The organism is Natronosporangium hydrolyticum, assembly GCF_016925615.1.
GTDB lineage: Bacteria > Actinomycetota > Actinomycetes > Mycobacteriales > Micromonosporaceae > Natronosporangium > Natronosporangium hydrolyticum.
This window is the reverse complement of record NZ_CP070499.1, coordinates 3179789-3206022: the sequence shown is the minus strand read 5'-3', so window position 1 is coordinate 3206022 and position 26234 is coordinate 3179789. Positions and strand designations below refer to the sequence as shown.

Sequence of the window (26234 nt, the reverse complement as noted above, 5' to 3'; positions counted from 1 at the left end):
CAAACTCGGCGTGCTCAGGTGGGCAGGTCGACGGCGGCGGTGCCGGTACCGGTACGGGTGTCGGTCACCTCGGAGGGAGAACTAGGGGAACGGGGGCCGGCGCGGTCGAGGCCGTCGAGGACGATGCCGAGCTGTCGTTCGAACCGCGCGTCGCCCTGGTCGCGCAGGTGCCCGGCGGCCTTGACCAGTTCCGCGCCCTCGCCCAGCCAAGCGTCGCGCTCGGCGAGCGAGTACCGGCCTGGCGACGACTGGGTCCGCTCCTGCTCCTCGATGACGATACCGACCACGAACGCGGTGATCAGGTCGAGTACGTCGTCGGCTTCGGCGAGGGTGAAACCGGCGGCGGTCAGGCGGGCGAGCCAGGACTCTTTCGCCCTCACGATTTCGGGGTCGGAGACCCGCCTGCCGCTGAAGATGCGTGCCCCCTCCCGGTGGCGCAGGTACTCCGCGCGCAGCACTCGGGCGTAGGCGGCCACGTCGTCCCGCCAGCTTTCGCTGGGCGGGATCGCGGAGACCGCGTCGGTGACGCGGCGCATGACGACGGTGCTCATCTCGTCGAGGAGTTCCTGCTTGTTGCGGAGGTGCCAGTACAGCGCCGAGGCCCTCACGCCGAGCCGGGAGGCGAGCGCACGGACGGTGAGGGCGTCCATGCCCTCGTCGTTGAGCAGTTCGAGTGCCGCCGCCACGATGCGCTCCCGCGTGATGCCCTTCACAGTTGCCACTTTAACGAAGTTCAGTCAGACTGAGTTCGTTGAACTTAGTTCAGGAGCAAGGGGCCTGGTGACCATAGCGGAGGATCCGGCGATCCGCCGTACCGTCGCCAACACGCGGTGTTGGATGGGCTGATGACGATAATCGACCGCCTGGCCGGAGCCTCCCGGATCGGGCTGGGGTTGGCGGCCGTCGGCCGTCCGGGCTATATCAACCTCGGGCGGGCCGCGGACCTGCCCGCCGAACGGACCGTCGAAGCACTGCGCGCCCGCGCCTGGCAACTACTCGACCAGGCATACGCCGCGGGCATCAGGTATTTCGACGTCGCCCGCTCGTACGGCCGGGCCGAGGAGTTCCTGGCGCACTGGTTGCTGGCAAGGCCGGAGATCGACGACGTCGTCGTCGGGAGCAAGTGGGGCTACACCTACACGGCCGGCTGGCGGGTCGAGGCCGAGGTGCACGAGGTCAAGGATCACAGTGTCGCCAGCTTCGACCGGCAGTACGGCGAGACCCGCGCGCTGTTAGGCGACCGGCTGGATCTCTACCAGGTCCATTCGGTCACCCCGGACAGCCCCGCCCTGCGCGACGGGGATCTGCACCGCCGGCTCGCCGGGCTCGCCGAGCAGGGTGTCCTGGTTGGGCTCTCCACCAGCGGGCCATCGCAGGCCGAGGTGATCCGGAGCGCGCTGTCGGTAGAGGTCGGTGGCCGGCCGGTGTTCCGTAGTGTGCAGGCCACCTGGAATCTTCTGGAGCCAAGCGCCGGCCCGGCGCTCGCCGACGCGCACGCCGCGGGGTGTTTCGTCATCGTGAAGGAAGCGCTCGCGAACGGCCGGCTCGCCGTATGGGAGGGCGTGGGCGACGCGGTGGCGCTCGCGGCTGCGTTGCAGCGACCCTGGGCGAGCATTGTGCTCTCCGGAGCCGTAACCGGCGACCAATTGAACTCGAATCTGCGGGCGGAGAAGCTGACCGTCGACGCTGCGCGGTGGGCGGGCCTAGCTATGCCGGCCGCTTGGTATTGGCAGGAACGATCGCAGCTGCCTTGGATGTGATGGCGCGGGCTTCGGCCGTTTAAAGCTCCTTTACGGTCAGCAGGTTGTCGCCGTGGACGGGGTCCGGCTCCACCCGGCCCGTTTCCCGGAACCCGAGCTTCGCCAGGACCCGTCGCGACGCGGCGTTCCAGTCCCGAACCCCTGCCCATAGTCGCGGATAGCCTGCATCGCTCGCCCAACTGACCACGGCCCGGGCCGCCTCAGTTGCGTAACCCAAGCCGTGAACCGCCCGCAGCAACTCGTAGGCCAGCTCGGGCTCGTCGGGCGGCCCGTTCCCCTGAAAGACCAGCCCGCAGTATCCGATGACGTCGGCGGTGTCCTTCCGCTCCACCGCCAATGGCCATGGCCTCGCCTCCGCACGCTCCGTGCGGATCTGCGCTGCGATGTCCTCCACCGTCGGTCGGCCATCGGGAGTTATCTGCCGATGCGGCGGGACCCGTGGATCTCGCTCAGTCCACAACTGGCGGTAGACGGCGGCCTCGTCTGCCCTACGCGGCCGAAGAATGAGTCGATCAGTTGCTAACCTGTTCACAGCGGCCGGCGGTGGTTACCGAGGCGGCGGAAGGCTGCCTTCCACCTCCGGTACACCTGCTCCCACGGGTAGGGGCAGACCCGGCTGCCGAGGGCCTCGAAGTGGGGGACGGCACGTGGGTCGCCGCCCGTGACGAGCGCAAACGCGAAGACGGAGTGAGCGCTGACCCAACCGTGCCAGGGCCGATGTTCGGGGTGCAGCACGGTATGGGCCGCCGCAGCCGCAATCTCGTCACGAACCTCACGTTGCCCGATGTATTCTTCAGCCGCGAGGGCGCCCTCAGCCATCATGATGTCGAGAGCGTGCTCAACGTGGGCGTTGGCCACGACGGCGCCCGCCAACGACCCTGGCGGGGCGCATTTGAGACAGTCGCGCGCAAAGGCGTGCAGCTCGTCGACCGACCCGCCCCATTTCGGGCACAGGTTCTGGAGCAGCTGCCGCTGCGCGGTATACGGAGCGTCGCAATGCTCTGCCGCCTGTTCATAACGGTGTCGACCCTCGTCCAGCCCGAGCTCCAGGCCGCGTGCCAAGATGACTCGCTCGGTCCACGCCGCCGCGTTGGTGGGGTCCATTGCGGTGGCCTCAGCGAGCAGGCGCTCGGCGCGCTCAAGGTAGCCGAAAAAGAACTGCCACTGCGAGGGGTCCACATCCTTGGCAAACGTGCGACCACGAGCTTCCCAGGCCATCACGATGAACCGCGCGCCCAACAAGGTCCGCGCGAGCGACGAGTTGCGCTCCGAGTTCACCACCTGCTCCAGGAATCGCTCGGAACCGGGCGTCTCAGCCACCACCCGCACCGCCACCGACTGGTCAGATCGGACGGGCAGCTGCTCGAAGTGCGCTGCTACCTGGCTCCAGGCGTTCGATTTCGCCGACCTTCGCAGCCCGGCGAGGTCGGGGTAGTGCCCGATAAGGTCTGTCTGAAGAGGGCTGACGCCGAAGAGTCGCATGATCACGGCCGTGATAATACGGTTCGAAGCTGCTGCCGGCGGTCCCCTCCCGGTCCTGATCTGAAGGATGCCCGCCTTCGGCGAGCCTGATCCGCCACGCGGGCGGGGGTACCGAGACCTCGCACGACCTCCAGCTGAACCGTGCTGGGCGGCGTGGGCAGCAGCGACCTTCGCTCGAGAGGTGTACCTCGGCTTGGATGCTGACTAGGATCGGTGTGACGGACTCCGCCTCGGCGGGGTGTGCGACCCGCGACCGCGGCGAGGACGACCGCGACCATCCCGCTGAAAGGGGACTATTTCCGATGCAGGTGCTCTTTCTGGGTGGTCCCTGGCATGGCGAGCGGCATGAGGTTGCCCCCAGCCGCCGCTCCCGCGGCATAGAAACGCTCCCGACGCAGTACAGCGTCCCCGCCCCGCCCGCCGACCGGGTCACCTATACCCGACGGTTCGCTAACGGGGGCGGTGAGCGTCGGGCGGTGTATGTGGCGGCGGACTACCATGGGCCGGCCCGCGCCTGAGGCCGCGATCCACCCGATTCGTCGATGTTCCGGGGGCGCGATAATGGCAGCGTCAGATTCCCAACCGAGGAGATAGCTGCCCGTGACCAGTGCTGTCACCCTGATCCGTTCCCGCTCGCTCTCCGATGTTGCTGAGTACGCCTATGCGGCGACCGCCCCGGCGGACGCGCGGCTGATCTTCCTGGCTGGCGCGTGTCCGCTCAACGCTGACGGGACCACCGCGGCGGTCGGCGACTATGCCGGCCAGGCCGCGAAGGCGGTGGAGAATCTCCGCACCGCGCTCGCCGATGCCGGCGCCACCATCGATGACGTGATCAGCACCCGGGTGCTGGTGGCCAGCACCTCCCAGGCGGACCTGGTGACCGCCTGGGAGGTGGTGCGGGACGCGTTCGGTGAGCACGACGTGCCGAGCACGCTGCTCGGCGTCACCGTGCTCGGGTACGACGACCAGTTGGTGGAGATCGAGGCGGTCGCCGCCGTCCGGGACTGATCGGCGGCGTTCCTGCGTGCCCCGGCTCGGGCTCAGGGGAGGGTGAGCACGAGCTTGCCGCGGACGTGGCCCTCCTCTTGCAGCCGGTGGGCCTCGGCGGCTTCGGCCAGCGGCAGTTCCCGGGTCACCGTCACCCGCAGTCGGCCCGCCGCGGCCAGCTCACCGAGCAGCGTGAGCTGGTCGCCGTCCGGTCGGACGAAGACGTAGCGTCCGCCCTGCTCCAGCACTGACGGGTCGACGACCGAGACGTGCCGGCTGGGGTGGCGTACCAGCGTGGGCGACTGCGCCAGGGCGGGGCCGCCGACGAAGTCGAGCGCCGCGTCGACCCGGCCGTCGCCGCCGACCCGGTCCGCGACCCGCTGCGGCAGATCGTCGCCGTACTCGATCGGTTCGCAGCCGAGGCTCTGTAGAAAGTCGTGGTTGGTCGCGGAGGCGGTGCCGAGCACCCGGGCGGCGCCGCGGGCGCGGGCCAGTTGTACCGCCAGGTGGCCGACGCCGCCGGCGGCGGCATGGACCAGCACCACGTCACCTGGGCCGACGTCGACCGCGGCGAGGGCCTGCCAGGCGGTCAACCCGGCCAGCGGCAGGCCGCCGGCCTCGGCGAAGCTCAGCGCCGCCGGCTTCGGGGCGACCACAGTCTCGGCGACGGTGACCAACTCCGCGTACGTGCCGTGTTGCACCGTGTCTTTTCGGGCGTAGGCCATCACCTCGTCGCCGACCGTGAAGTTGGTGACCGCCGGGCCAATCGCTTCGACCACGCCCGCGACGTCCCAACCCGGGATCAGCGGCGTGTGGTGCGGGAATGCCCCCTGCAGGTAGCCAGCTCTGATCTTGTGGTCTACCGGGTTGACGCCGGCAGCGCGTGCCTGGATGCGCACCATATCCGGCCCGACCGGGGGATCCGGTAGCTCCTGGAGCTGCAGCACGTCCCTATTGCCATATTCGTCCAGCGCGATAGCTCTCATCACCCCAGCATCCCCCGCCGCACCGGCGCTCACCACGAGGCTCGCGGTGAGGCAAGATTGCCCGTGTGCAGATGTCCTTCTCGGTACGGCGGACCGCCTGGGTCGTCGGGTACCTGCTGTTCATTCTGGCGCCTATCTTCGTGATGCTGACCGGTACCGCCGAGCCGGCTCGGGATTTCTGGACCGAGTTGTCAGTTGCTTTCGGCTACGCCGGCTTGTCGATGATGGGGCTCCAGTTCGGGGTGACTTCGCGGTTTCGGTGGGTGACCGAGCCGTGGGGTGAGGACGTCATCTACCACTTCCACCGGCAGATCTCATTGATCGCCGTGACCCTGGTGCTGCTGCATCCGGCGATCCTGTTTGTCACCCGTCCGGACCTGCTCAGCCTGCTGAATGTCGTCGACGCGCCGTGGCGGGCACGGTTCGCCCTATTGTCGGTGCTGGCGCTGCTGGTGCTCGTGGTGACGGCGCTCTGGCGGGTGAGACTGCGACTCTCGTACGAGGTGTGGCACCGGTTGCACATCGCGCTGGCGGTCACCGCGGTCTCGGCCGGCGTCCTGCACATGATCGGCTGGGGTTTCTACCTGACCGACGCGTGGAGTCGAGCGTTGTGGATCGGGCTGATCGCGCTCTGGGTGGCGGTGCTGCTCTATGTTCGGATCGTCAAGCCGCTCTTCCTCATCCGCCGGCCCTATCAGGTGAGCGAGGTGCGCCCCGAGCGGGGAGAGACCACCACCTTGGTGCTGGATCCGGTCGGTCACGACGGTTTCCGGTTTCAACCCGGCCAGTTCGGGTGGATCACGGTGTGGCGTAGTCCATTCACGATCAGTGCCCAACCGTTCTCGTTCTCCTCCAGCGCCGAGGCGACGGGGGGCCGGGTCGAGATGTCGATCCGCAACCTCGGCGACTTCACGAGCAGCGTACCCGGGATTCCGGTCGGCAAGCGGGTCTACCTCGACGGCCCGTACGGTGCGTTCACGATGGGCAACCCGGCGGACATGCATGTGCTGGTCGCCGGCGGCATCGGGATCACCCCGATGATGAGCATGCTGCGGACCCTGGCCGACCGTGGTGACCGGCGACCGGTGATGCTGCTCTACGGGGCGAAGGATTGGCAGTCGATCACCTTCCGGGAGGAGCTCGAGGAGCTCACCGGCCGGTTGGACCTCACCACTGTCTATGTGCTCGAGGACCCGCCGGCCAACTGGCAGGGCGAGCGGGGCTTCATCAACGCGGAGATCTTCCAGCGGCATCTGACCCCGCCGTACGCCGAGCATGAGTATTTTATCTGTGGCCCGGAGCCGATGATGGACGCCGTCGAGTCGGCACTTGCCGAGCTGAAAGTGCCGAAGTCGAAGTACCACTCCGAGCGGTACAGCTTCCTGTAGGAGGTCTCGATGCGTCATGCGCTCGCCAACCGGCTCGCGGTCGCCACCGGCTTCATCGTCGTGCTGGTGTCGGTGCTGCTGGCGCTGTACCGGGTGACGGTCTAGCCGGCGACGCCGCCGGCCAGACCGTCAGCGGAGCGAGGTTCAGATCCGCCGCATGGTGGAGGCGTATCCGCCGCCGCCGGGGTACGTCCACTCGCCGACCAATGTGGTGTCCGCGGCGTCGAAACTGCCCCGGAAGTACGCCGGACTTCCTTTGGCGCCGGCCCAGATCGTCAGCGTGTCCCCAGCGAGTTCGTAGATGTAGTCGAAGGTGTTGCCGGCAGCGTCGTAGAACCGGGACACCACCTCGGCGCTGGGCGGTTCGCCGAATGGCCGCAGGTTCCCGATGACCTCCAGGCCGGCGACCGGCTGGCCGAGCTGAGTCAAATTTACGTGCTGCAGCAGGAAGAATCCGCCGGGCAGCCACTCGTACCGGACCGTGCCCTCGGCGCCGCCGGTGACCTGCCAGGTCCCCACCAGTCGGGCCAGATCCTGCAGCTGCGGGCTGGGGTCGATGGTGTCGTTCATGTCTCCTCCTTCGTCGGGAACGGCTTCGACCGCTACCTCGGAGCCGGGGCCCGGCCTTTGACGCCGGTCGGTTGTGACCCAGGACACACGTTCAGGGCGTCAAAGGACCGCCCTCCGCACCGAGGTACCGGCAGACATCCGAATGAGGAGGAAGCCATGACCACCATCACCGTCCCCACCACCGACGTCGCGGCGCCGCCGGTCTCGGCGAGCACCAGGCGACTGCTGCTCGCCGGTGCCTGGGCCGGACCGTTCTTCTTCGCCTCCGCCGGGATCCAGATGGCCACCCGCGAGGGCTTCGACATCACCCGGCACCCGATCAGCCAGCTCGCCACCGGAGGTCCCGGATGGGTGCAGATCGCCACCTTCATTGTGGCGGGCATGGGGATCCTGGCGCTGGCCGCGGGCGTCGCCCGCACCCTCACGACCGGCACCGGACGGCGGGCACTGCCGATTCTGCTCACCATCTTCGGGCTGGGGCTGATCGCCTCCGGCGCGTTTCCGATGGACCCCGAGCACGGCTTCCCGGTCGGTACGCCCGACGGTCCAGTGGCCCAGATGTCCTGGCACAGCATGGTCCACTCGGCGGCGGCCGTCGTCGCCTTCACCGCCGCGGCCATCGCCGCGATCGTCCTGGCGGTCCGGCATCTGCGACGTAGGTCGTTGCTGCCAGCCATCTTCAATGCCGTGGTGGCGCTGGTGCTGTTGCTGCCCACCGCGCCCGCCCACATGAGCATCCAGATTGCCCTCACTGGCGTGGTGGCCTTTGGTTGGGCGAGCGCGCTCGCGGTGTCCTTGCGTCGAGCCGCCTGAACCGCCCGTATTCTCAGCGTCGTAATCTTACCCAGGGGGATTGGTCATGAAGTATCTGTTGCTCAGCTACACCCCGGCGGCGGCGTGGGACGCCGCGGGCGCCGACACCCCGTCCGACGAGGCGCTCGCCGCCTTCGCGGCGTACCAGGAGTTCGCCCAGGAGTTGATCCGTAGCGGCGAGTTGGTCACCACCGAAGGGCTGGGGCACCCGGCGGTCAGCGCCACTGTCCGGAAGGGCCCAACAGGGGTGGTGGCCACCGACGGGCCGTTCGCTGAACTCAAGGAGGTCCTCGCCAGCTTCGCGGTGATCGACGTCGCGAGCCATGAACGGGCCGTGGAGATCGTCACCCGACTGGTCGATCTGATGGGCGAGCCGGTGGAGATTCGGCCGATCATGGGCGAGGAGTTCGCCGCGTGACCCCGCACGTCGAGCACCTGCTGCGCGTGGAGGCACCGCAGGTGCTCGGCGCGCTGGTTCGCCGGTTTGGCCACTTCGACCTCGCCGAGGACGCGGTCCAGGAGGCGTTGCTGGTCGCGGCCCGGACCTGGCCCGACGAGGGCGTTCCCGAGCAGCCACGGAGCTGGCTGATCCGGGTCGGCTACCGGAAGATGGTCGATCTGCTCCGCGCCGACCAGGCCCGGCGTCGGCGGGAGCAGGAGGCCGGAGCGGTCGAGCTGGGCCTGGGGGAAGCTGATCGGCAGCCGCCACCGCCGCCGGAGACCGACGACAGCCTGACCCTGCTACTGCTCTGCTGCCACCCCGCGCTGAGCAGCACGTCGCAGGTAGCGCTTACGCTGCGCGCGGTGGGTGGGCTGACCACCGGCGAGATCGCGCACGCGTTCGGCGTCACCGAGAGCACCATGGGCGCCCGGATCAGCCGGGCCAAACAACAACTCGCCCAGGCGGGCGCGCGGTTCATCCCACCCACCGATGTCGACCGGGACGACCGGCTGGCCGCGGTGCGGCAGGTCCTCTATCTCATCTTCAACGAGGGCTACACGGCCACCGCAGGGGAGGAACTCACCAGGGTCGACCTGGTCCAGGAAGCGATCCGGCTCACCCGGATGCTCCGCGCCCAACTGCCGGAGGATGCCGAGTCGGCCGGCCTGCTCGCGCTGATGCTGCTCACCGACGCCAGACAGGCGGCGCGTACCGGTGATGACGGGTTGGTGCCGTTGGTGGAGCAGGACCGCACCCGGTGGAACCCCGAGCTGATCAAGGAGGGGACCGCGCTGATCGACGCGGTATGGGCCCGCCGTGAGGTGGGGCCCTACCAACTGCAGGCGGCGATCGCCGCGGTGCACGCCGCGGCCGCCTCCCCGGAACAGACCGACTGGCCCCAGATCGCGGCGCTGTACCTCTGGCTGGAGCGGCTCACCCCCACCGCGCCGGTACGGCTGAGTCGGGTGGTGGCGGTGGCCCAGGCGTACGGCCCGGATCGCGGCCTGGCGTTGCTGGACGCCGTCAACCGGCGGCACGGGTTGGACTCGGAACCGTTGACGCGGCATCGGGAGCGGGCGGTGCGCGCCCACCTCGCCGAGCTGACCGGCGACCTGGCGACCGCCGCGAGGCTCTACCGGGAAGCGGCGGCGTTGACCGACAACCAGGTAGAGCGTCGATATCTGCTCGATCGGGCGGACCGGGGCGGGCGTCACTGTTGACATCAGCCCGGTGCGCGCGGGCAACACCCTCGGGCACCGGGCCGATGTAAGCGGCGTCCCGGTACGGGAACCCCGCCCGGACCGGCAGCCCACGCTCCTGCAGCCGATGGGCGACCCGGCGCCCGGTCTTGCCGGTACTTCCCACTACCAATGTTGTCTCAGTGTTCATGGGTGCCAGTCAAGCCCGGCACTGTGAGCGGCTGAATGGCTGAGAAGCGCTACCCCATACGAGAGCGTCTACACTCGGGGCATGGACGCGCTGGCCGGACTGCTCGACGCGCCCCGCGCACGGGGCGCGTTCCTGCTTCGGGCGGTCATGGACCCGCCGTGGTCGGTGCGGGTGCAGGACCGTGCCCCGCTGTCGCTGGTGGCGATGGTGAACGGCGGCGCGTGGGTGATGCCGGAGCACGGCGACCCGAGCCGGGCCAGGAAGTAGTGCTAGACCGGCTGCTCGACCTGCTGCTGATCGCGGTGGTGCGGGCCTGGTTCGCGCAGCCAGAGGCGGACGCCCCGGGGTGGTACCGGGCAGCCCACACCGATCCGGTGGTCGGCCGGGCACTGCGGCTCATGCACCGCAACCCCAGCCACCCGTGGACGGTGTCCCGGCTGGCGCTCGCGGCGGACCTCCTGCGGGAGCGGGATGCCACCGTGGATGCGGTAGCTCGGCAGGTCGGGTACGGCACCGGGTTCGCGCTCAGCACCGCGTTCAAGCGGGTCCGTGGCCTGCGCCCGCAGGAACACCGGGCCGGCCCAGCACCCGTGACTGACCTGACCACCACGACCCGTCCGTCGCGATGACCGACTCATTGCCGCGGGCGGTCGCCGTCACCGTGGCTGTCCCGCTGTTCCTCGGCCGGGAGGCGGAACTCCGCCACCTCGAAGACTTGATCCGGCGAGCCGCCGCGGGCGCGGGTGGTGCGGTGGTCCTGCGCGGAGAGGCGGGTATCGGCAAGTCCACACTGCTCGACCAGGTCCGGGTCGCTGCCATCGACGCCCGGGTGCTGGCCGTTGCCGGGTCGGAGTTCGAGACCGGTCTCCCGTACGCCGGGCTACACCAGCTGTGCCGCTCCCTCCTGGACAGTCCCGAAGGCCACCCGCAACGGGCGCCGCTGCAGGTGGCCTTCGGGCTGACCGAGGGGACCCCGGACGTGCTCCAGATCGGGCTGGCTACCGGCGAGCTGCTCGCCGCCGCCGCCCAGGAACGTCCGCTGGTGTGTCTAGTCGACGACGCCCACTGGCTCGACCCAGCCTCGATGGCGGTGCTGACCTTCGCCGCCCGCCGGCTGGGGGCCGCACCGATCACCATGATTTTCACGGTCCGGGAGCCGGCGGTGGCGAGCGGTCTCGACGACCTCCCGGCGCTACCGCTAGGGGGCCTTTCCGAGCGCGACGCCCGAGCGCTGTTGGCGTCGACCCCGGGTAGGCGGTTCGATGCGCGGGTCCTGAGCCGGGTCCTCGCTGAGGCGAGGGGCAATCCCCTGGCATTGCGGGAGTTACCGAAGGCCGGCGGGTTTGCGCCGGCGGAGGCCGGCTCGGTGCCGCGCCGGATCGAGCGCAGCTTTCACGCCCGGCTGGCCGCCCTGTCGCCCGGGGCGGCGCAGCTGCTCACCGTGGCCAGCGCCGACCCCACCGGGGACCCGGATCTGTTGTGGCCCGCCGCCCGGTTGCTACCGGAGATCGACGTGCCCCGGGACAGCATCGAGGCGGTCGAGTCCGGGCTGGTCGAGTTCACCACCCGGGTCCGGTTTAGCCATCCCATCGCCAGGTCGGTCGTCTACCACGCGGCGACCGCGCGGTCACGCTACGCCGCCCACCGGGCGCTGGCAGAGGTGACCGACCTGAGGCGGGAGCCGGACCGGTGGGCGTGGCACCGCGCCCACGCCGGGGCCGATCCGGACGAGAACGTGGCGGCGGACCTTGAAGCTGCCGCCTCCCGGGCCGGCGCCCGGGGCGGGTTGGCAGCTGCTGCGGCGTTTCTCCGGCGGGCGGCCGAGCGGTCGGTGGACGCTGGTGAGCGGGTCCGGCGTACCTTCGCCGCAGTGCAGGCCATGATCGACGCCGGCCAGTCGGAGCCGGCCGCCACCCTGCTCGCCACGGTCGACGTCGACGGGCTCGACGAGACCGCCCGGGCCCACGCGGATCTGCTGCGGGGACGGGCCGCGTTCCTCCAGCACATCGACGACAGCGGTCCGGAGCACATGCTGCGGGCCGCCCGCCGGCTCGCACCGTTCGACCCGGAGAAGTCCCGGCGGGCGTACCTTGATGCGCTGGAGATGGCCCTGGCGGTCGGCCGGGCGGCCGGGGTGATGGATATGGTCCTCGCCGAGGCCAGGGCGATCCTGCCGGCGCCGCCCGCCCCGGATCTGCTGTCGGCGCTCGCCCTGATCGGCACCGGGGAGCACCGGGAGGCGGCCCCGGTCCTGCGGTCGGTGCTGGCCGGCGCCGAGGGGGAGTGGCGGCGACGACCGGCGTTGGCGTCGATGCTCGCGGGCGAGTTGTGGGACCCGGAAGCCCTCGACAAAATCGTCACCCGGTTGCTCGCCGACGGCAGGGAGTCCGGTGCGCTGCCGGAGCTGCGGCTGGGGTTGGCCCTGACCGCGGTGGCGGCGACGCTCATGGGCGACTTCGCACGGGCGGCGGCGGCGATCGAAGAGGAGGCGGTGATCGCCGACGCGCTGGGCTTACCGCCGAAGGGCTACCCGTCGCTGCACCTGACGGCCTTGCGAGGCCGCCGGGCGGAGGCGCTTGCGGAGTTCGACGCGGCCAGGGGCGCCGCGACCGCCAGCGGATCCGGCCAGCTGGTGGCGAACATCGACTGGGCGCGGTCGATTCTGGACAACGGCTCGGCCGACTATCCGGCCGCGTTGGCCGCGGCGAGCCGGGCCGTCGCGGCGGGCGACCTCTACCTGGCCGGGGTCAGCCTGCCGGAGCTGGTGGAGGCGGCGGTCCGGACCGGCGACCGCGCGGCGGCGGAGTCGGCGCTGGCGGCGTTGACCAAGCGCGCGACCGCCGCCGGTACGGACTGTGGGCTGGGGGTGGCGGCGTACAGCAGAGCGTTGCTGTCTGGTGTGGAGGATGATTACCGGGAGGCGCTGGTGCGCCTCGACCGGACCCGGGCGGCGCCGTACCAGGCCCGGGCGCGCCTGCTGTACGGGGAGTGGCTGCGCCGGGCGGGTCGGCGGCGGGACGCCAGCGAACAACTGCGCACCGCCCATGAGCTGTTCGCCACCATTGGGATGACGGCGTTCGCCCGGCGGGCCGCCGACGAGTTGCGCGCCGCCGGCGCCCGGATCCGGGGTCGGGGCGAGCCCGGACCCGGCGCGTTGACGGCGCAGGAGCAGCAGGTCGCCGCCCTGGTGGCCACCGGCGCGACAAACAAGGAGATCGCCGCCCGGCTCTACCTGAGTCCGCGCACGATCGACGCCCACCTGCGCGGCATCTTCCGCAAACTAGGGGTCAGCTCCCGCCGGCAGCTCCGGGATCTGCCTGACCCCGGCGCCGGTCCGGGTCGGTGAGAGGTGGGTCCCGCCGATCGGGCGGCGGGACTGAACCACTGGATTAGGCGATTTTCGCCGAGGCGGCAAGGTCGCCGTCGGGGCACTGTGCCCGTATGACGACATTGACCCGCCGCCGGTGGTGGTGGCTGCTCTGGTGCCTGGTAGCCGTATCGGCCCTCGGGATCGCCCTCTACTCTGTGGAGCCATACCTGGTCGGTGACCTGGAACGCAACCGGATCCCGCTCAACCCCGAGGTCGCCGCACACTACCTTTCCATCGCCGCGCACGCGATTCCCAGCTCACTGGCGTTGCTCATCGGGCCCTTCCAGTTCGTCACCCGGATCCGGGTCCGCTACCCGAAACTGCACCGCAACCTCGGTCGGGTCTACCTGGGATCGGTTGTCCTGGGATCGATCACGGCCCTGTTCGCCGCCACCTTCTCAGTCAGTGGATTCTCGGTCCAGGTCGCCTTCTACATCATGACCGCCGCCTGGCTCTACACGCTCGTCCAGGCCTACCGGACCATCCGCCAAGGGCAGGTCCAGCTGCACCGGATCTGGATGATCCGCAACTATGCCCTTACCTTCGCCGCGGTGAGCCTGCGGATCTATTTGATCATCGGATTGATGTTGCAGGAGAGCTTTCTCCCCGGCCTGACCTTCGACGACGTCTACCACGCCGCGGCATGGGCCGCGCTCCTGGTAAACGTGATGGTGGCGGAGTACTTCATCATCCACCGGACACTGAAGCCACTGGCTCGCCGGCAGCAGGTCATCCGACCGCCCGACGGGCGGGTCCCGGCCAGCGCCGGGTCCAGCTAGCCATGACGGGCGGCGGATCCACCAGGTCCGGCCGGATGTGCCTATAGTCGGGCCATGCCGAAGATCGCCACCGCGGACCGGGTCGACCGCGAGCAGCTGCTGGAATTCATCCGCCCTCGCCACCATCACACCCTCTTGACCGTCCGGCGCGACGGCCGCCCGCAGGTCTCGCCGGTCGCCGGTGGGGTCGACGGTCGGGGGCGGATCGTCATCTCGACCTACCCCGACCGGGCCAAGGCGGTGAATCTCCGGCGGAATCCGGCCGCCACCGTGCTGGTCCACTCTGACGACTGGGACGGCCCGTATGTGCAGGTCGACGGGGACGCCGAGGTGCTGGACATGCCGGCGGGCGAAGCCGAGGAAGGGCTGGTCGAGTACTTCCGGTGCATCGCCGGCGAGCACCCCGACTGGGCGGAGTACCGGGAGGCGATGCGGCGGCAGGGTAAGTCGCTGATCCGGCTCACGATCACCTCGTGGGGGCCGATCGCGACCGGTGGTTTCCCGGCAGGCCGGGCGCCGCGCGACTGACCCGTAGCTGGCGCCGGGGTGGTTGTCCGATTCTGGCGCCCTCGTCGCAGCTGCCCCTTTACAGTGAGAAAGTGAGTGAATCTCGGTTCCGGGGTAGCGCGGGTTCGGTGGTCGGCCGCCAGATCGTTGCGGTCGTCGCGGCACTCGCGGTCGCGCTGTCGTTGCCGGCGGCGCCGGCGATGGCGGGCACCGGCGGACCGTTTACCCCGGAGACCCAGCATCGACTCGCGTGGCTGGCCTTCGATTCGGGAGTCTTCGCGGTCGACGTCGGCGCTCGTACCGTCCGATATCGTGCCTGTGATGGCGACACCGGCCGGGTGCTCGACCCGGAGATGACCCTTACCCAGGGGGTGGCGGCCGGGGAGGTCACGGTCGACGGCACCAGTTACCGCTACGAGATCCCGCTCCGGGGCCGGACCCGGGGCTCGGTCACGGTGGCGGGGCCGCACCAGCCGGTGGCCCACCTGATCGGGGAGGTGGTGACCGATCCGCAGCCGGCCACCGATCCGGCACGGGGAGCGCAGTTGCTCCGGTTGACGGAGCAGCTGCGTGAGGTCGTCGAGGCCGCGCCGGTCGTGGCCGGGGTGGCGGTGCGGGACCTCTCCGGACGGTACGGCGACCAGCAGATCGCCGTCGATGGGGATTTCCGCCCCAAGGCGGCGAGCGTGATCAAGCTGTGGATCCTCACCGAGTTACTGCGGCGGGTCGACTGCGGCGAAGCAGCGTTGACCGAGGGCGTGCTGGTGGCGCCCGAGGACGTGGTCGGTGGCTCGGGCGAGCTGCAGAATGAACACTTTCCACAGGTGGTGTCGCTGTATCGACTCGCCCAATACATGATCAAGTACAGTGACAACACGGCCGCCAACGTCCTGATCGACTACCTGGGCGGGTTCGGGCCGGTCAACGCGTTGATCGACTCGATGAACCAGCAAGCGACGATCCTGGCCCGCAAATTCCTCGACACCGAGGCAGCCGCCCGCGGCGAGGAGAACTTCCTCAGCGCCGACGATGTGATGTCGCTGCTGCGCGCAGTCTGGGAGGGTGACATCCTGTCGCCGGAGTCCCGCGACCTGATGATCGAGTTCATGCGGGAGCAGACCATCAACACCAAGATCCCGGCTGCGCTGCCGCCCGGTGTGCCGGTGGCGCACAAGACCGGTGAACTTCCGGACACCTCCCACGACGTCGGTTACTACCTGCTCCCCGACGGGCCGATCGCGGTGGCCTTCGTTACCTCTGGTCCCGAAATCGATGGTGACGAGACAGTGCGCCAGCTCGCTCGGGTGGTCTACGACTTCGTCGAAGCCCCCGGCAAGCCCGCCAACAGCTAGCCGATCATGGACCTAGGGGCATGGTCGGCGCTAGTTTCGGCCCCAAACCCCATGATCGGCTGGCTCTAGGTGGGCTTCGAGGCTGTCGAGGATCAGATTGAGTCCGAACTCGAACTCGTCGGCGTAGGAGTATTCCCGACCCCGGACCTGCTCGGTGATGAGCTCCACCAGGTGCGGGTAGTCCGCCAGCGGTAGCTGCTCTGCGAGCTGGTCGACGAAGTCTTCCGCCCCTTCGCCAGGGGAGAAGGGAAGGTTGAGTTCGGTGAGGACGAAACCGTAGACGTACGAGTCGATCGCGGAGAAGGCATGCGCCGCCAGCGGGATCGGGAAACCGTGCTGGCGCAGGCAGCCGAGTACGCGTTCGTGGTGTCGGAGCAGCGCCGGCCCGGGGGAACGGCGGGACTCGACGAGGCCAAGCGCCCACGGGTGCTTCGACAGCGCGGCCCGGGCCGACGCCGCCCGGTCGGTCATCGCCGGTCGCCACGGCTGGTCCGGCCGGGGCAACGCGATCTGGGTGAAGAACCAGTCGGCCAGGCCGTCGAGCAGTGCGTCTTTGCCAGCGAGGTGGTGGTAGAGCGACATCGCCTCGACGTTGAGCTCCTTGCCGACGTTGCGCATGCTGACCTGAGCGAGACCGCCGCGGTCGGCCACTCGTACTGCGGCGTCGATGATGCGGTCGTGGCGCAGCGCGGGCCGCCGCCGGGGCATGAGGCAAACCTCCTCGGACCATCCTTGCAGACTTACGGTCGTAAGGCTATCATCATCCCAGACTTACGGGTGTAAGGGGCGGGGATGAAGGCAGCAATGGTCACGCGATACGGCCCACCCGAGGTGGTGCGGATCGCCGAGGTGCCCACGCCCACGCCACGCGCTGACGAGGTGTTGGTACGGGTCGCGGCGGCGGCGGTCACCTCGGCCGACTCGCGGAGCCGGGGCGCCCGGTTCCCGCGCGGATTCGCGCCGTTCGCGCGGCTGGTCTTCGGCCTCCGTCGGCCGCGGCGACCGATCCTGGGTGGCGCCTTCGCTGGGCAGGTGACCGCAGTCGGTCCGCGGGTGCGGGGCTTCGGGCCGGGCGACGAGGTGTGCGGCATGACCGGCCTCAAGCTCGGTGCCCACGCCCAGTACGTTGCGGTGCCGGCGACCCGGCTCGCTTCGAAGCCGACCGGGGTGAGTCACGAGGACGCGGCGGGCGTCCTGTTCGGCGGCACCACTGCGGCGTACTTCCTCCGGGACCGGGCTTCGCTGGGGCCGGGCGTCTCGGTGCTGGTCAATGGCGCGTCCGGCGCGATCGGGACGAGCGCGGTCCAGCTGGCCAAGCAGCTCGGCGCGACCGTGACCGGGGTGACCAGCCAGCCGAACACGGCCCTGGTGAGCAGGCTGGGGGCCGACCACGTCATCGACTACACCCACGAGGAGCTCGCCAGCGTCAGCGACCGGTTCGACGTCGTCCTGGACGCCGTCGGCAACGTCCTCATCCGCCCATAACCGGGCCGATCATGGACCTAGGTACCTGATCGGCGGGAAACTCAGTCCCCAACCCCATGATCGACATGGTGGTACCGGTCGCGCAGCCGGCGGGTCGAGCCGGCCGCGAGCGCATAGCCGACCGCTGCCACGACCGCGGTGGCCGCCGCCGCCGCGGTGAAGGCGAGACGGTACTCAGCGGCGACGAGTCCGGTGCCGGCGGCCGAGTCGAGCAGCACCACGCCCGGGGTGAGCAGCAGCACGAACCGCCAGTAGCGGCGGGGGTCCGGGCTGGCGGCGGCGAGCGCAGCCACGATCAGGCCGAAGCCGAGTAGATGCAGCAGCCAGTCGACGGGTACCAGGAAGACCAGCACCACCGCGGCCGCCGAGCCCGCCAGGGTGCCCGCCACCCGGTGGATGGAGCGGCGGATCACGCCGGCCAGGGGGGCGTCCGGAGTCGGTTTCATGACCAGGACGTAGAGCGTGAGGATGAGCCACGCCGCCACCGGAACCCGGTACCAACTGAGGATCACGTAGACGCCCAGCCCGGTGGTGACCGCGAGCACCAGTGCGATGTACGCCGAGGCGGGTGCCGCCAACCCGGGCTGGTCCACTCTTGGGCGGCTCAGCCGGAACCACACCAGCAGCGCGACGGTCCAGGCTGCCAGGGCTACTCCGGCGGCGAGGGTGAGCAACGCCGCCATTGCGCCGGTGACCACCGGGTGGATCAGCGCCACCTTGTCCACGGTGGCGACCGGGGCCGGAGAGACGATGACGAAGCCGGTGGTGACCCCGACCATCGCGTAACCCATCATCGTGCCGTGGTAGAGCGCCAGTCCGGCGCCGGCCGCGACGATGACCATCCACAGCGACGCCAGCGCCGGCAGGTGGCTGACCACGGTGGCGATGGTGAGGGAGGCGAGGCCGAAGGCGATGATCGGGGGTCCACGCCGCCAACCCGTGAACAGCGCCGTCTGAGCACTCAGCAGCACCACCATGGCCAGGACGAAGGCGTTGAGCTCGGGGATGAGCGCGCCCGCGACCAGGGCCGGCGCGAACGCGGCGAGGAGCGCGGCCAGTAGCCGGGGCCCGCGGTGCCGCACCGCCGCGCCGGAACCAGTGGCCTGGGCTGACTCCGCTGGTGTGCCCGCCACCCCGCCGATCCTACGCAGCGGCGTACCCGTAGCGTCAGGATTTGCTGGTGATCGCCTCGGCGCGGTGCAGGAACGCCAGCTGGGCGCGCTTCTCCGGCAGGTCGATCACCGGGCCGAAGCGGAAGCCGAGCCGGCGCCAGCGCCGCAGCGCCGGTTCGTTGCGGACGTCGGGTTCGACGACCAACCGGGCAACCGCGGGGTCGGCGAACAGATACCGGGTGAGTGCGGCCGCGAGGGCGCCGGTGAAACCAGCGATCGGTGCCGTGGCCGGTGCGGCGAGGAACAGGTGGATCCCGAGGTCGCCGGGTTGCACCGGGTAGTGCTCACCGACCGGGTCGGCGGCGGGTCGGTAGGTCTGGAAGATCCCCACAGGCTGGTCGTCTAGGCGCATCAGGTAAGCGTGGTGGCTGTCGAGGCTGGCCAGGAACGAGTAGATCTCGCGGATCTGGTCGGGGCGCAGCGCCGTCATCCCCCAGAACCGGGCCCGGGGTTCGCGGACCCACTGCGCGACCAGGTCGAGGTGCCGGTCAGGGTCGAGCGGGGTCAGCCTGAACTCGCCGAGTTCGGGTAGCTTCTCGCTGTATACAGTGGTCATTCTGCTCCTGACGTCGGTGGACGGCTGGTCCGGCTGGGCACCGGGATCAGTCGCCCGGCGGCCCAGCCGGACAGTTGGTCGGCGAAGTGGGGATCACCGGGGCGGCCGGATGCGCCGAAGGGAACGATCCACCGGCTCCGGTCGCGATCACCGAGGTCCCACAGGTAGCGGGCGACCGGGCCGCGCCAGCAGGCGTCGGCGTGGCCAGGGACGCTATAGGTAGCGAGCACGCAGTCGTTGTCGCCGCCGAGTGGGAGCTGGTCGGGTAGCGCGGCGGTGGCCGGGTCGGGCGCGTCGCCGGTAGGTGGGCGCACCGGGACCAGCCGATGCCGCCGCCCCCAGGCCACCGGCGGCGGCCCGTTCGCGACCTCTGCGAGCGCCCCGGTGGCCGGTGCCACCACCTCGTGGCCGGCCCTGGGCAGTGCCGCAAGAAGGCTGTCGAGGGCGAGTCCGATCCGGACCTGCGGGTCGGTCCAGGGGAAGAAGAGCGGATCGAACCGGCTCGGTGTGCGTAGTGCGCGCAGCCCGGGATGGTCGTAGAGCCGGCGGGCGAGCGCGGAGCGCCAGGCCGCGAACGCCCCGGCGTCGGTGCTGTCGGCGGCCATGTGGCCGTCCCAGCCGAGGAGTCGTCGCCGGAGCGCGGCGCTGGCGGGGTCGAGGGCCGTCTCGTCTACTTGGGCCAAAAGCCGGCGCAGAACCGGTTGGGCGCAGTGGGTGTCGTGGTGGATAGCTTCGGCGTCGGCCCCGTCGGCGAGCAGCGCTTGGATTCGCCGGGCTCGGTGCGGGGGTGCGAAGTCGGTGCCCAGGTCAGCGACGTCACCGGTGCGGGCATCGTTAGCGGTGACCGCGACCGACGAGACCACCGTGCGGGGCAGCGGCAGATACCCGCGCCACCGGTATCGGCGTCGCCAGCCGGGGACTGGCATGAGGTGGTTGGCCGGATCCCGGTCCGGCACCCGCCCGGCGACCAGCCGGTGGACCGTCCCGGTGGTGTCGGCGACGAGGACGCTGTTGACCGGTTCCACCCAGGCTTGCAGCGCTGTCACCACATCCTCGACCCGGGCGGCGTGCAGTAGCGACAACAGCGCACCGAATCCGAGGTCGGCCAGCACCCGGCTGGGCATGCGGAGGCTGATCGCCTCGCCGGTCTCCCGGTCGTGGTCGATCACCGGTCCACGCGGCGTCTCGATAACCTCCACAGTGCTGGCTGATGCGCCTCGGACCGGAATCCGTTCCCGGCGGCGCCACACCGGCCGCCAGCCGGCTTCTTCCCGGGCCAGTAGCCGGTCGTCGGTACGCTGTAGCTGCTCGCGGTAGAGGTCCTGGTAGTCCGCCATAGCGTTGGTGACCGCCCAGGCGACCCCACCGGTATGGGCAAAGTGGGGCAGCCCGGGGACCCCTGGGAAGGCCAGGCCGATCACGTCGAATTGCGGGCAGGCTAGTCGAATCTGTTGATAGATCCCGGGGAGTTCGAGCACCCGGTGCGGGTCGCCGGCGATCACCGGCGCTCCGTGCGGAGTGTGGGCACCGGTCAGGGCCCAGGCGTTGCTGCCGGAGCCGTCGGGGCCGGCGGTGGCGAAGAGGTGCATCGCCGCCGGTCCGAGCGCGCCCGCTACCTGTGCCCGCCACAGTTTGTTGGGGAAGGTGCCGAACAGGATGTGCTGGACCAGGAAGACGCCGAGCGGCGACCAGGGGCGCCACCGTCCCGGCTGGGCGTCGACGGCGTCGAATTCGGGTGCCGCGGCCGCACCCGCCGGCAACGCGTCGTTGACCCCCCGGACGTACGCGGTGAGCCAGCGCCGCAGCCTCGGGCTGAGCCGGTGGAAGCATTGTCGAGCGGTGTCATCGAGCCGGACCCGGCGGGCGAACCGGTCCCAATGGCACCCGTCGGGGCCGATCCGGGCGGCGAGCCGCCCCTGCGAGCGCCACCGCTCCACCTCGATCTGCCAGGCTCGGTCGGTGGCAGCGTTGGCGCCCTGTAGATATGCCAGGGCGTCGACGCTCTCCGCCCATAGCTGCGGAATGCCGTACTCGTCGCGGTCGGTGCGCATGCTACACCCGCTGTCCGAGCTCCGCGTACGCGGCGATCGGGTTCGCCTGCTCGCCTGCGAAGATCAACGATCCGGCCTGGTCGGCGAGATCCACCATCTGCAGCGTGTTGCGCAGTTGCATCCGGTTGAGACAGGAGTGGGGGAAAGTAGACCGAAACAGCGCCAGCCGGTCGCTGAGCTCCGGATGGTCCGCACCGTGCCGCCGGATGCACTCGGCCACCAGCCGCCAGAATTCGGCTTCGGGCAACACCTGGTCATGGTCGAGGATTCCGGCTAGGAAACGCAGGAAGCCGTCGAAGACGTCGGTGAAGATGGCCAGTGCCCGCAGCGTGTCGTCGGCGGGGGTGCGGATCCGCCCCACCGCCGCCGGCAGCGGGCGATCGTCCAGGACGGCTACCTCCTCGCCGATGTCCTTCATGAACACCCGTACCGGCATCGGCCCGTCGAGGACCAGGATCAGGTTCTCGCCGTGGGGCATGAAGGCCAGGTCGTGCCGCAGCAGGCAGTGCAGCAACGGTCGGAGGTAGGCGTGGAGGTAGCGAGCCACCCACTGCGCGGCCGAAACGTCCGCGGCGGCGATCAAAGCGGTGACGAGGTGGGCACCGTCCTGGTCGCGGTGCAGCAGACTCGCCATGGTGGCCAGCCGCTGGCCAGGTTCTATCTTCGGCACCGGGCTCTCCCGCCACAGTGCTGCGAGCATCCGCTGGTACGGCGAAACTGGTCCGGCGCGGTGGTAGGCGTCACCGGTGTACCCGACCGTGGCGACCTCCCGCAGGATCTCGAATCCGCACTCGCGGAGCGTGTCGTCGCCGGTGAGCTGGTCGGCGACCCAGTCGTTGATGGGTGGCGTGGCCCGCATGTACGCCGGGGACAGCCCGCGCAGGAAGCCCATGTTCTGGATCGACAGGGCGGTCTTGACGTAGTGCCGTTCGGGGTGGTCCAGATTGAAGAAGGTCCGGATGGACTGCTGGGCCTGGTAGCGGTCGGGGCCGTGACCTACCGGCACGATCGCCCGCCGGGCTAGCTCGGGCGCGAAGGTGATCGCCACCTTGTGTTCCCATTGCCACGGATGCACCGGCAGATACCGGTAGTCGGCGGGCGACAGGTCGAGGTCGCGGAGCCGTTGCGCGAAGGCGGAGAGCTGCGCCGGACCAAGTTCGGCGGAGTAGAGATCCGCTTCGGCCACGCCGCGGCCGGCGGTGAAGGTGCTGTGCTCGCGCCGGACCGCTAGCCAGCCCAGCGGGACCGGCTCGCCGGCCTCGGGTGCGTAGCGGAGTTGGTCGGAGAGCCCGAACCCGATGCGGCCGCTGTTGGCGACAAAGCCCGGGTGACCCTCGGTCATCGCCGCCTCGATGGTCTGGAAGTCGGCGGTTACCAGGTCCGCGGACCGGTGCCGCTGGTGGTGGTGTTTCCACGCCGCGCTGGCGAGGGTCGCGCTGATCTCCTCCAGGTAGGTGCCGAGCATCGGCGGTGGGATACCCAGTGTGTCGGCGAGTTCGATGATCAGGTCTTGGGCATCGAGCGGCGCCGGCGCGCCCGCGATGGTACGGGTGAGCGAGTCCTGGTCGATCAGCCAGTGGTCGAGCGCATATCGCCGGGCCCGGAACCGATAGCAGCCCGCGCTGGTCGTCACCTGATAGCCGTCCTGGTCGGCGGTAGGCCGTAGTAGCCGTTCGTGGCTGAACTCCGCGAGCGCCTTGCTGACCAGTGCCCGGTGGGCGGCCGCGATGGCGGTCGGGTTGAGGTGGGCGGGGGGTGCGGGCGGGGTCATAGCGCCTCCCGGGCGAGCGAGCTGGCGGCATAGTCGGACCGGGTGCAGAAGCTGAGCCGGGCCACCTTGTCGGAGAGTCGGATCTCACCGGCGACGACGAAGCCGGCGGCGGCGTTCTTGGCGGCGATCGCGGTGTTGCGTACGTCGGGCTCGACCACCACCCGCTGATGTCTGGGGTCGGCGAACAGGAACTCCATGACCGTTCGCATGACCGCCGAGGTCAGGCCGTGCCGGGGCCGGTCCGGCGGGGCCACCAGCACATGCATGCCGACGTCACCGGCCTGGACCGGGTAGTGACCCGCGAGTTCGCTGTGGGCTGGATCGTAGGACTCGGCGAGGAAGAGCGGGATGTTCGCCAGCCGCCCCAACCAGGCGTGGTGGTGCGGGTCGGCCTCGATGCGTTGATACTCTCGCTGGACCGTCGGGATGTCGGCGGTGGGCATCCCCCAGAAGACGGCACGGGGGTGGGTGATCCAGGCGTGGAGCTGTTCGGCCTCGGCGGTGGCGTCGAGTGGTTCGATGGTCATTTCGCCGAGCGGGCTGGTGCGGTGATAGCCGGTGCGGGTCATCCGGCCAGCTCCGATCCGGCCGGCTCGGGTGCCCCGAAACGTTGGAAGGCGACGCTGCGCTCGATCGGATAGATCTCTTTGCCGAGCATCGCCGCGATGATCACCGAGTTGCGGTACGCGCCCATGCCGAGGTCGGGAGCGGTGAGGCTGTGGGTGTGTTCCTCGGCGTTCTGGACGAAGATCTCGGCCTCCGCCAGGTCGACGGCGTAGCCGCGCGACACCTGGAACCGGCCGTACTCATCCCACCGGATCCGGTCATGGACCGGTGCCAGGAACCCCGGCGTACGGGGTTGGTAGCCGGTCGCCAGGATGAGCCCCTGGCTTCGCAGCGTGAACTCGCGTGCCTGCTCCTCGTGCCGCAGCCGGAGCTGGTAGCGCGAGTCTGCGGGCTGCCAGTCGGCGGCGGTCAGGGTCACGCCGGTGAGCAGCGTGGTAGGTGCCGGGTCGCCGAGCTCTCGCCGGTAGAGCGTGTCGTAGATCTGGTTGATCAGGGCGCCGTTGATGCCCTTATACAGATGGCGCTGCTCGCGGTTGAGCCGGCCGCGTCCGGTGGCCGGCAGCGCGTGGAAGTAGTCGATGTAATCCGGTGAGGTCAGCTCGAGCGAGAGCTTGGTGTACTCCATCGGGAAGAACCGCGGTGACCGTGTGACCCAGTTCAGGTGGCCCGGCGTACCGGCCTGCAGCAGGTCGAGGTAGATCTCGGCGGCGCTCTGGCCACTGCCGATGATGGTGACCGAGTCGAGCGAGCGGAGCTCCTCCCGGTGCGGCAGGTAGTCGGCGCTGTGGATCGCCGGGCCGGCGAGGTCGCGGGCCGGCGCGGGCAGCCAGGGTTCGGTGCCGATGCCGAGGACGAGTCGGCGGGCCCGCAGCACCTCGCGCTGCCCGCCGCGGCGGGTGTGGACCAGGTAGCAGCGTTCCGGCTCATCGTAGGTGATCTGCGCGACCCGGGTGCCGAACTGGAGGTTGGGCAACTGGTCGGTGACCCATTGGCAGTACGCCTGGTACTCGGCGCGCAGCGGGTAGAAATCTTCCCGGATGTAGAAGCGGCAGAGCCGGCCGGTCGCTTTCAGATAGTTGAGGAACGAGTACGCGGAGGTGGGGTCGGCCATCGTCACCAGGTCGGCCAGGAAGGGCAGCTGGATGGTGACGCCGTCGATCATGAGACCGGGGTGCCAGCTGAAGCTGTCCCGTTCGTCGAGGAAGATCCCGTCGAGTTCGGAGAGCGGCGCGGTCAGGCAGGCCAGGCCGAGGTTGAACGGTCCGATGCCGATCCCGACGAAGTCATGCGTGGGCGTCAACGTACACCTCCGGGGTAGCGGTGTCGGAGTGGGCGAGTAGCGCCCGGCCGGTGTCCCGGATCAGCTCCAGCACCTGCCGTACCTGGTCGAGTTGGGTGTCGGGGTTGAGCAGGGTGAACTTGAGCCAGTACCGGCCGGCCACGGTGGTGCCCGCGACTATCGCGGAGCCGTCGGCGAATAGCCGGTCCCGCAGCTGGGGCAGCAGCCGGTCGCAGTCGTCGGCGGCCAGGCCGGGTGGGCGGTAGCGGAAAAGTACGGTGCTCAGGGTGGGTGCGCCGGCCACCTCGAAGTCGGCGTCGCGTAGCAGCAGGCGGTAGCTGTCGTCGGCGAGATCGATCACCCGGTCGAACATCTCGCCGAGCTGGTCGGCGCCGAGGGTCCGCAGGGTCATCCACACCTTCAGGGCGTCGAACCGCCGAGTGGTCTGCAGACTCTTGTCGACCTGGTTCGGCACCGGGGCGCCGCGCGGGTTCAGATAGTCGGCGTGGACCGAGATCCGGCGCATCGTGAGCCGGTCCCGGACCACGATCGCGCTGGCGCTGACCGGCTGGAAGAAGCTCTTATGGAAGTCGATGGTGACCGAATCGGCCTGCTCGATGCCGTCGAGCAGTCGTCGGCGCCGGGGCGAGACCAGCAGGCCGCACCCGTACGCCGCGTCCACATGAAGCCACACCGACTGGGCTCGGCAATGGTCTGCTACGTCTGGAAGTGGGTCGATCCGGCCGAGGTCGGTGGTGCCGGCGGTGGCCACCACCGCCATCGGGACCAGCCCGGCCGCCCGTAGCTCCTTGAGGCGGCCGCCGAGCGCTGCCGGGTCGAGGCGCCCGAGCGGATCGGTGGCGACCGTGACCACGGCGTTGTCGCTCAGCCCCAGCAGGGCGGCGGCTTTGCCGACGCTGAAGTGGCTCTGGTCGGTGGCGAGCACCCGCAGCCGGGCCAACTCGGTGTGCCGGTCGCCGGGCAGTCCAGCCAGGCACTGTTCCCGGGCTAGTAGCAGCCCGTGCAGGTTGGACTGGGTGCCGCCGCTGGTGAAGATGCCGTCGGCGGCGGGCCCGAAACCTAGCCGCGATGCGGTCCAGTCGATGATCCGCTGCTCGATCAGCGTGCCGGTGGTGCTCTGATCGTAGGTGTCGACCGACGAGTTGACCGCAGCGAGCAGCGCCTCGGCGCTGAGCGCGGGGATCGCCACCGGGCAGTTGAGGTGCGCCAGGTAGGTCGGCTCGTGGAACCACACGGCGTGGTCGAGGTAGAGCCGGGCGACTTCCTGGAGCGCGTCGGCTGGCTCCGGCAGCGGATGGTCCAGGTCGATCTGGTCGACCATGGCCTGCAGCTGCGCCAGGCTGGCCCCGGAGTACGGGCGCTGGAGTGACCGGACGCGTTCGGCGAGGAGGGCGGTTGTCTGGTCGACGCAGGCGCGGTAGCTGTCCATTGTGTTTCGGCCGAACAGGTGTGGTGACACCGACCCCTGTGACACAGGTCCTCCTAATAAGGTTAGCCTAACCTAACA

General features: G+C 69.9%; 25 protein-coding genes and 1 pseudogene. 13 read left to right on the top strand and 13 right to left on the bottom strand.

Annotated features, from left to right (window positions below; all coding sequences use genetic code 11):
* Positions 1-14: 14 nt before the first annotated feature.
* The gene (locus JQS43_RS14230) at positions 15-713 is read right to left on the bottom strand and encodes a TetR/AcrR family transcriptional regulator C-terminal domain-containing protein (RefSeq protein ID WP_239674868.1); all 699 of its coding nucleotides are present in this window, start codon (positions 711-713) and stop codon (positions 15-17) included.
* 132 nt (positions 714-845) lie between these two features.
* On the opposite strand from JQS43_RS14230, the gene JQS43_RS14225 reads away from it, so the two are divergent.
* Positions 846-1760, top strand: a complete 915-nt coding sequence (locus JQS43_RS14225) for an aldo/keto reductase (RefSeq protein ID WP_239674867.1) — start codon at positions 846-848, stop codon at positions 1758-1760.
* 19 nt (positions 1761-1779) lie between these two features.
* On the opposite strand, the gene JQS43_RS14220 is transcribed toward JQS43_RS14225, so the two are convergent.
* Positions 1780-2292, bottom strand: coding sequence for a GNAT family N-acetyltransferase (locus JQS43_RS14220; protein WP_239674866.1), 513 nt, complete (start codon positions 2290-2292; stop codon positions 1780-1782).
* Positions 2289-3248, bottom strand: coding sequence for a hypothetical protein (locus JQS43_RS14215; RefSeq protein ID WP_239674865.1), 960 nt, complete (start codon positions 3246-3248; stop codon positions 2289-2291). Before JQS43_RS14215 ends, JQS43_RS14220 begins: the two co-directional genes overlap by 4 nt.
* Positions 3249-3457: 209 nt before the next feature.
* Here JQS43_RS14215 and JQS43_RS14210 point away from each other — a divergent pair, with 209 nt between their 5' ends.
* Together JQS43_RS14210 and JQS43_RS14205 are read left to right on the top strand one after the other, a co-directional pair.
* Positions 3458-3760, top strand: coding sequence for a hypothetical protein (locus tag JQS43_RS14210; protein ID WP_239674864.1), 303 nt, complete (start codon positions 3458-3460; stop codon positions 3758-3760).
* Positions 3761-3842: 82 nt separating this feature from the next.
* Entirely contained in the window at positions 3843-4250 is a 408-nt protein-coding gene (locus JQS43_RS14205; protein ID WP_239674863.1) for a RidA family protein, read from the top strand.
* Between the two features lie 32 nt (positions 4251-4282).
* Here the strand turns inward: JQS43_RS14205 and JQS43_RS14200 are convergent, their stop codons facing one another.
* Positions 4283-5215 carry an NADP-dependent oxidoreductase gene (locus tag JQS43_RS14200; RefSeq protein WP_239674862.1) on the bottom strand — a complete coding sequence of 311 codons (933 nt, stop codon included), beginning with the start codon at positions 5213-5215 and terminating at the stop codon, positions 4283-4285.
* A 71-nt stretch (positions 5216-5286) separates the two neighbouring features.
* On the opposite strand from JQS43_RS14200, the gene JQS43_RS14195 reads away from it, so the two are divergent.
* Positions 5287-6603 (top strand): ferredoxin reductase family protein, encoded by a 1317-nt coding sequence (locus tag JQS43_RS14195; protein WP_239679442.1) that lies wholly within the window; start codon positions 5287-5289, stop codon positions 6601-6603.
* A gap of 144 nt (positions 6604-6747) precedes the next feature.
* Here the strand turns inward: JQS43_RS14195 and JQS43_RS14190 are convergent, their stop codons facing one another.
* Positions 6748-7173 (bottom strand): hypothetical protein, encoded by a 426-nt coding sequence (locus JQS43_RS14190; RefSeq protein ID WP_239674861.1) that lies wholly within the window; start codon positions 7171-7173, stop codon positions 6748-6750.
* 156 nt (positions 7174-7329) lie between these two features.
* Here JQS43_RS14190 and JQS43_RS14185 point away from each other — a divergent pair, with 156 nt between their 5' ends.
* From JQS43_RS14185 to JQS43_RS14150, 8 genes and pseudogenes are all read left to right on the top strand, one after another.
* Positions 7330-7986 carry a DUF998 domain-containing protein gene (locus JQS43_RS14185; RefSeq protein WP_239674860.1) on the top strand — a complete coding sequence of 219 codons (657 nt, stop codon included), beginning with the start codon at positions 7330-7332 and terminating at the stop codon, positions 7984-7986.
* A gap of 46 nt (positions 7987-8032) precedes the next feature.
* Positions 8033-8404: a YciI family protein gene (locus JQS43_RS14180; protein ID WP_239674859.1), complete on the top strand. Its 372-nt coding sequence runs from the start codon at positions 8033-8035 to the stop codon at positions 8402-8404.
* Positions 8401-9648, top strand: a complete 1248-nt coding sequence (locus JQS43_RS14175; RefSeq protein WP_239674858.1) for an RNA polymerase sigma factor — start codon at positions 8401-8403, stop codon at positions 9646-9648. Before JQS43_RS14180 ends, JQS43_RS14175 begins: the two co-directional genes overlap by 4 nt.
* Before the next feature lie 250 nt (positions 9649-9898).
* Positions 9899-10446: pseudogene (locus JQS43_RS14170) on the top strand (cupin domain-containing protein).
* The gene (locus JQS43_RS14165) at positions 10443-13163 is read left to right on the top strand and encodes an ATP-binding protein (protein WP_239674857.1); all 2721 of its coding nucleotides are present in this window, start codon (positions 10443-10445) and stop codon (positions 13161-13163) included. The pseudogene JQS43_RS14170 and the gene JQS43_RS14165 overlap by 4 nt, the downstream one beginning before the upstream one ends.
* A 95-nt stretch (positions 13164-13258) precedes the next feature.
* Complete coding sequence (locus tag JQS43_RS14160; RefSeq protein ID WP_239674856.1) at positions 13259-13966, top strand: DUF2306 domain-containing protein; 708 nt, start codon at positions 13259-13261, stop codon at positions 13964-13966.
* Positions 13967-14020: 54 nt separating this feature from the next.
* Positions 14021-14494, top strand: coding sequence for a PPOX class F420-dependent oxidoreductase (locus tag JQS43_RS14155; RefSeq protein WP_239674855.1), 474 nt, complete (start codon positions 14021-14023; stop codon positions 14492-14494).
* A 71-nt stretch (positions 14495-14565) separates the two neighbouring features.
* Positions 14566-15825: a serine hydrolase gene (locus tag JQS43_RS14150; RefSeq protein WP_239674854.1), complete on the top strand. Its 1260-nt coding sequence runs from the start codon at positions 14566-14568 to the stop codon at positions 15823-15825.
* Between the two features lie 30 nt (positions 15826-15855).
* On the opposite strand, the gene JQS43_RS14145 is transcribed toward JQS43_RS14150, so the two are convergent.
* Complete coding sequence (locus tag JQS43_RS14145; RefSeq protein WP_239674853.1) at positions 15856-16533, bottom strand: TetR/AcrR family transcriptional regulator; 678 nt, start codon at positions 16531-16533, stop codon at positions 15856-15858.
* Between the two features lie 96 nt (positions 16534-16629).
* On the opposite strand from JQS43_RS14145, the gene JQS43_RS14140 reads away from it, so the two are divergent.
* On the top strand, positions 16630-17310 hold the full coding sequence (locus JQS43_RS14140) for an NAD(P)-dependent alcohol dehydrogenase (protein ID WP_239674852.1): 681 nt from the start codon (positions 16630-16632) through the stop codon (positions 17308-17310).
* Between the two features lie 41 nt (positions 17311-17351).
* Here the strand turns inward: JQS43_RS14140 and JQS43_RS14135 are convergent, their stop codons facing one another.
* Genes JQS43_RS14135 through JQS43_RS14105 form a run of 7 tightly spaced genes read right to left on the bottom strand, consistent with a single transcriptional unit; the run spans position 17352 to position 26201 of the window.
* Positions 17352-18443, bottom strand: a complete 1092-nt coding sequence (locus JQS43_RS14135; RefSeq protein ID WP_239674851.1) for an FUSC family protein — start codon at positions 18441-18443, stop codon at positions 17352-17354.
* Positions 18444-18477: 34 nt separating this feature from the next.
* The gene (locus tag JQS43_RS14130; RefSeq protein WP_239674850.1) at positions 18478-19038 is read right to left on the bottom strand and encodes a GNAT family N-acetyltransferase; all 561 of its coding nucleotides are present in this window, start codon (positions 19036-19038) and stop codon (positions 18478-18480) included.
* Positions 19035-21089, bottom strand: a complete 2055-nt coding sequence (locus JQS43_RS14125; RefSeq protein ID WP_239674849.1) for a penicillin acylase family protein — start codon at positions 21087-21089, stop codon at positions 19035-19037. The genes JQS43_RS14130 and JQS43_RS14125 overlap by 4 nt, the downstream gene beginning before the upstream one ends.
* 1 nt (position 21090) lies before the next feature.
* Positions 21091-22860: an IucA/IucC family protein gene (locus JQS43_RS14120; protein ID WP_239674848.1), complete on the bottom strand. Its 1770-nt coding sequence runs from the start codon at positions 22858-22860 to the stop codon at positions 21091-21093.
* Positions 22857-23429, bottom strand: coding sequence for a GNAT family N-acetyltransferase (locus tag JQS43_RS14115; RefSeq protein WP_239674847.1), 573 nt, complete (start codon positions 23427-23429; stop codon positions 22857-22859). The genes JQS43_RS14120 and JQS43_RS14115 overlap by 4 nt, the downstream gene beginning before the upstream one ends.
* Positions 23426-24727, bottom strand: a complete 1302-nt coding sequence (locus JQS43_RS14110; protein WP_239674846.1) for a lysine N(6)-hydroxylase/L-ornithine N(5)-oxygenase family protein — start codon at positions 24725-24727, stop codon at positions 23426-23428. The genes JQS43_RS14115 and JQS43_RS14110 overlap by 4 nt, the downstream gene beginning before the upstream one ends.
* Positions 24711-26201: a pyridoxal phosphate-dependent decarboxylase family protein gene (locus JQS43_RS14105; RefSeq protein WP_239674845.1), complete on the bottom strand. Its 1491-nt coding sequence runs from the start codon at positions 26199-26201 to the stop codon at positions 24711-24713. The genes JQS43_RS14110 and JQS43_RS14105 overlap by 17 nt, the downstream gene beginning before the upstream one ends.
* Positions 26202-26234: the final 33 nt, after the last annotated feature.

What these genes read in the sequence shown, in the direction of transcription:
- JQS43_RS14185 (WP_239674860.1), top strand. Translation starts at nt 7,330, where the DNA reads ATGACCACCATCACCGTCCCCACCACCGACGTCGCGGCGCCGCCGGTC.
- JQS43_RS14155 (WP_239674855.1), top strand. Translation starts at nt 14,021, where the DNA reads ATGCCGAAGATCGCCACCGCGGACCGGGTCGACCGCGAGCAGCTGCTG.
- JQS43_RS14160 (WP_239674856.1), top strand. Translation starts at nt 13,259, where the DNA reads ATGACGACATTGACCCGCCGCCGGTGGTGGTGGCTGCTCTGGTGCCTG.
- JQS43_RS14140 (WP_239674852.1), top strand. Translation starts at nt 16,630, where the DNA reads ATGGTCACGCGATACGGCCCACCCGAGGTGGTGCGGATCGCCGAGGTG.
- JQS43_RS14195 (WP_239679442.1), top strand. Translation starts at nt 5,287, where the DNA reads ATGTCCTTCTCGGTACGGCGGACCGCCTGGGTCGTCGGGTACCTGCTG.
- JQS43_RS14165 (WP_239674857.1), top strand. Translation starts at nt 10,443, where the DNA reads ATGACCGACTCATTGCCGCGGGCGGTCGCCGTCACCGTGGCTGTCCCG.
- JQS43_RS14190 (WP_239674861.1), bottom strand. Translation starts at nt 7,173, where the DNA reads ATGAACGACACCATCGACCCCAGCCCGCAGCTGCAGGATCTGGCCCGA.
- JQS43_RS14145 (WP_239674853.1), bottom strand. Translation starts at nt 16,533, where the DNA reads ATGCCCCGGCGGCGGCCCGCGCTGCGCCACGACCGCATCATCGACGCC.
- JQS43_RS14130 (WP_239674850.1), bottom strand. Translation starts at nt 19,038, where the DNA reads ATGACCACTGTATACAGCGAGAAGCTACCCGAACTCGGCGAGTTCAGG.
- JQS43_RS14200 (WP_239674862.1), bottom strand. Translation starts at nt 5,215, where the DNA reads ATGAGAGCTATCGCGCTGGACGAATATGGCAATAGGGACGTGCTGCAG.
- JQS43_RS14120 (WP_239674848.1), bottom strand. Translation starts at nt 22,860, where the DNA reads ATGACCCCGCCCGCACCCCCCGCCCACCTCAACCCGACCGCCATCGCG.
- JQS43_RS14125 (WP_239674849.1), bottom strand. Translation starts at nt 21,089, where the DNA reads ATGCGCACCGACCGCGACGAGTACGGCATTCCGCAGCTATGGGCGGAG.
- JQS43_RS14225 (WP_239674867.1), top strand. Translation starts at nt 846, where the DNA reads ATGACGATAATCGACCGCCTGGCCGGAGCCTCCCGGATCGGGCTGGGG.
- JQS43_RS14180 (WP_239674859.1), top strand. Translation starts at nt 8,033, where the DNA reads ATGAAGTATCTGTTGCTCAGCTACACCCCGGCGGCGGCGTGGGACGCC.
- JQS43_RS14115 (WP_239674847.1), bottom strand. Translation starts at nt 23,429, where the DNA reads ATGACCCGCACCGGCTATCACCGCACCAGCCCGCTCGGCGAAATGACC.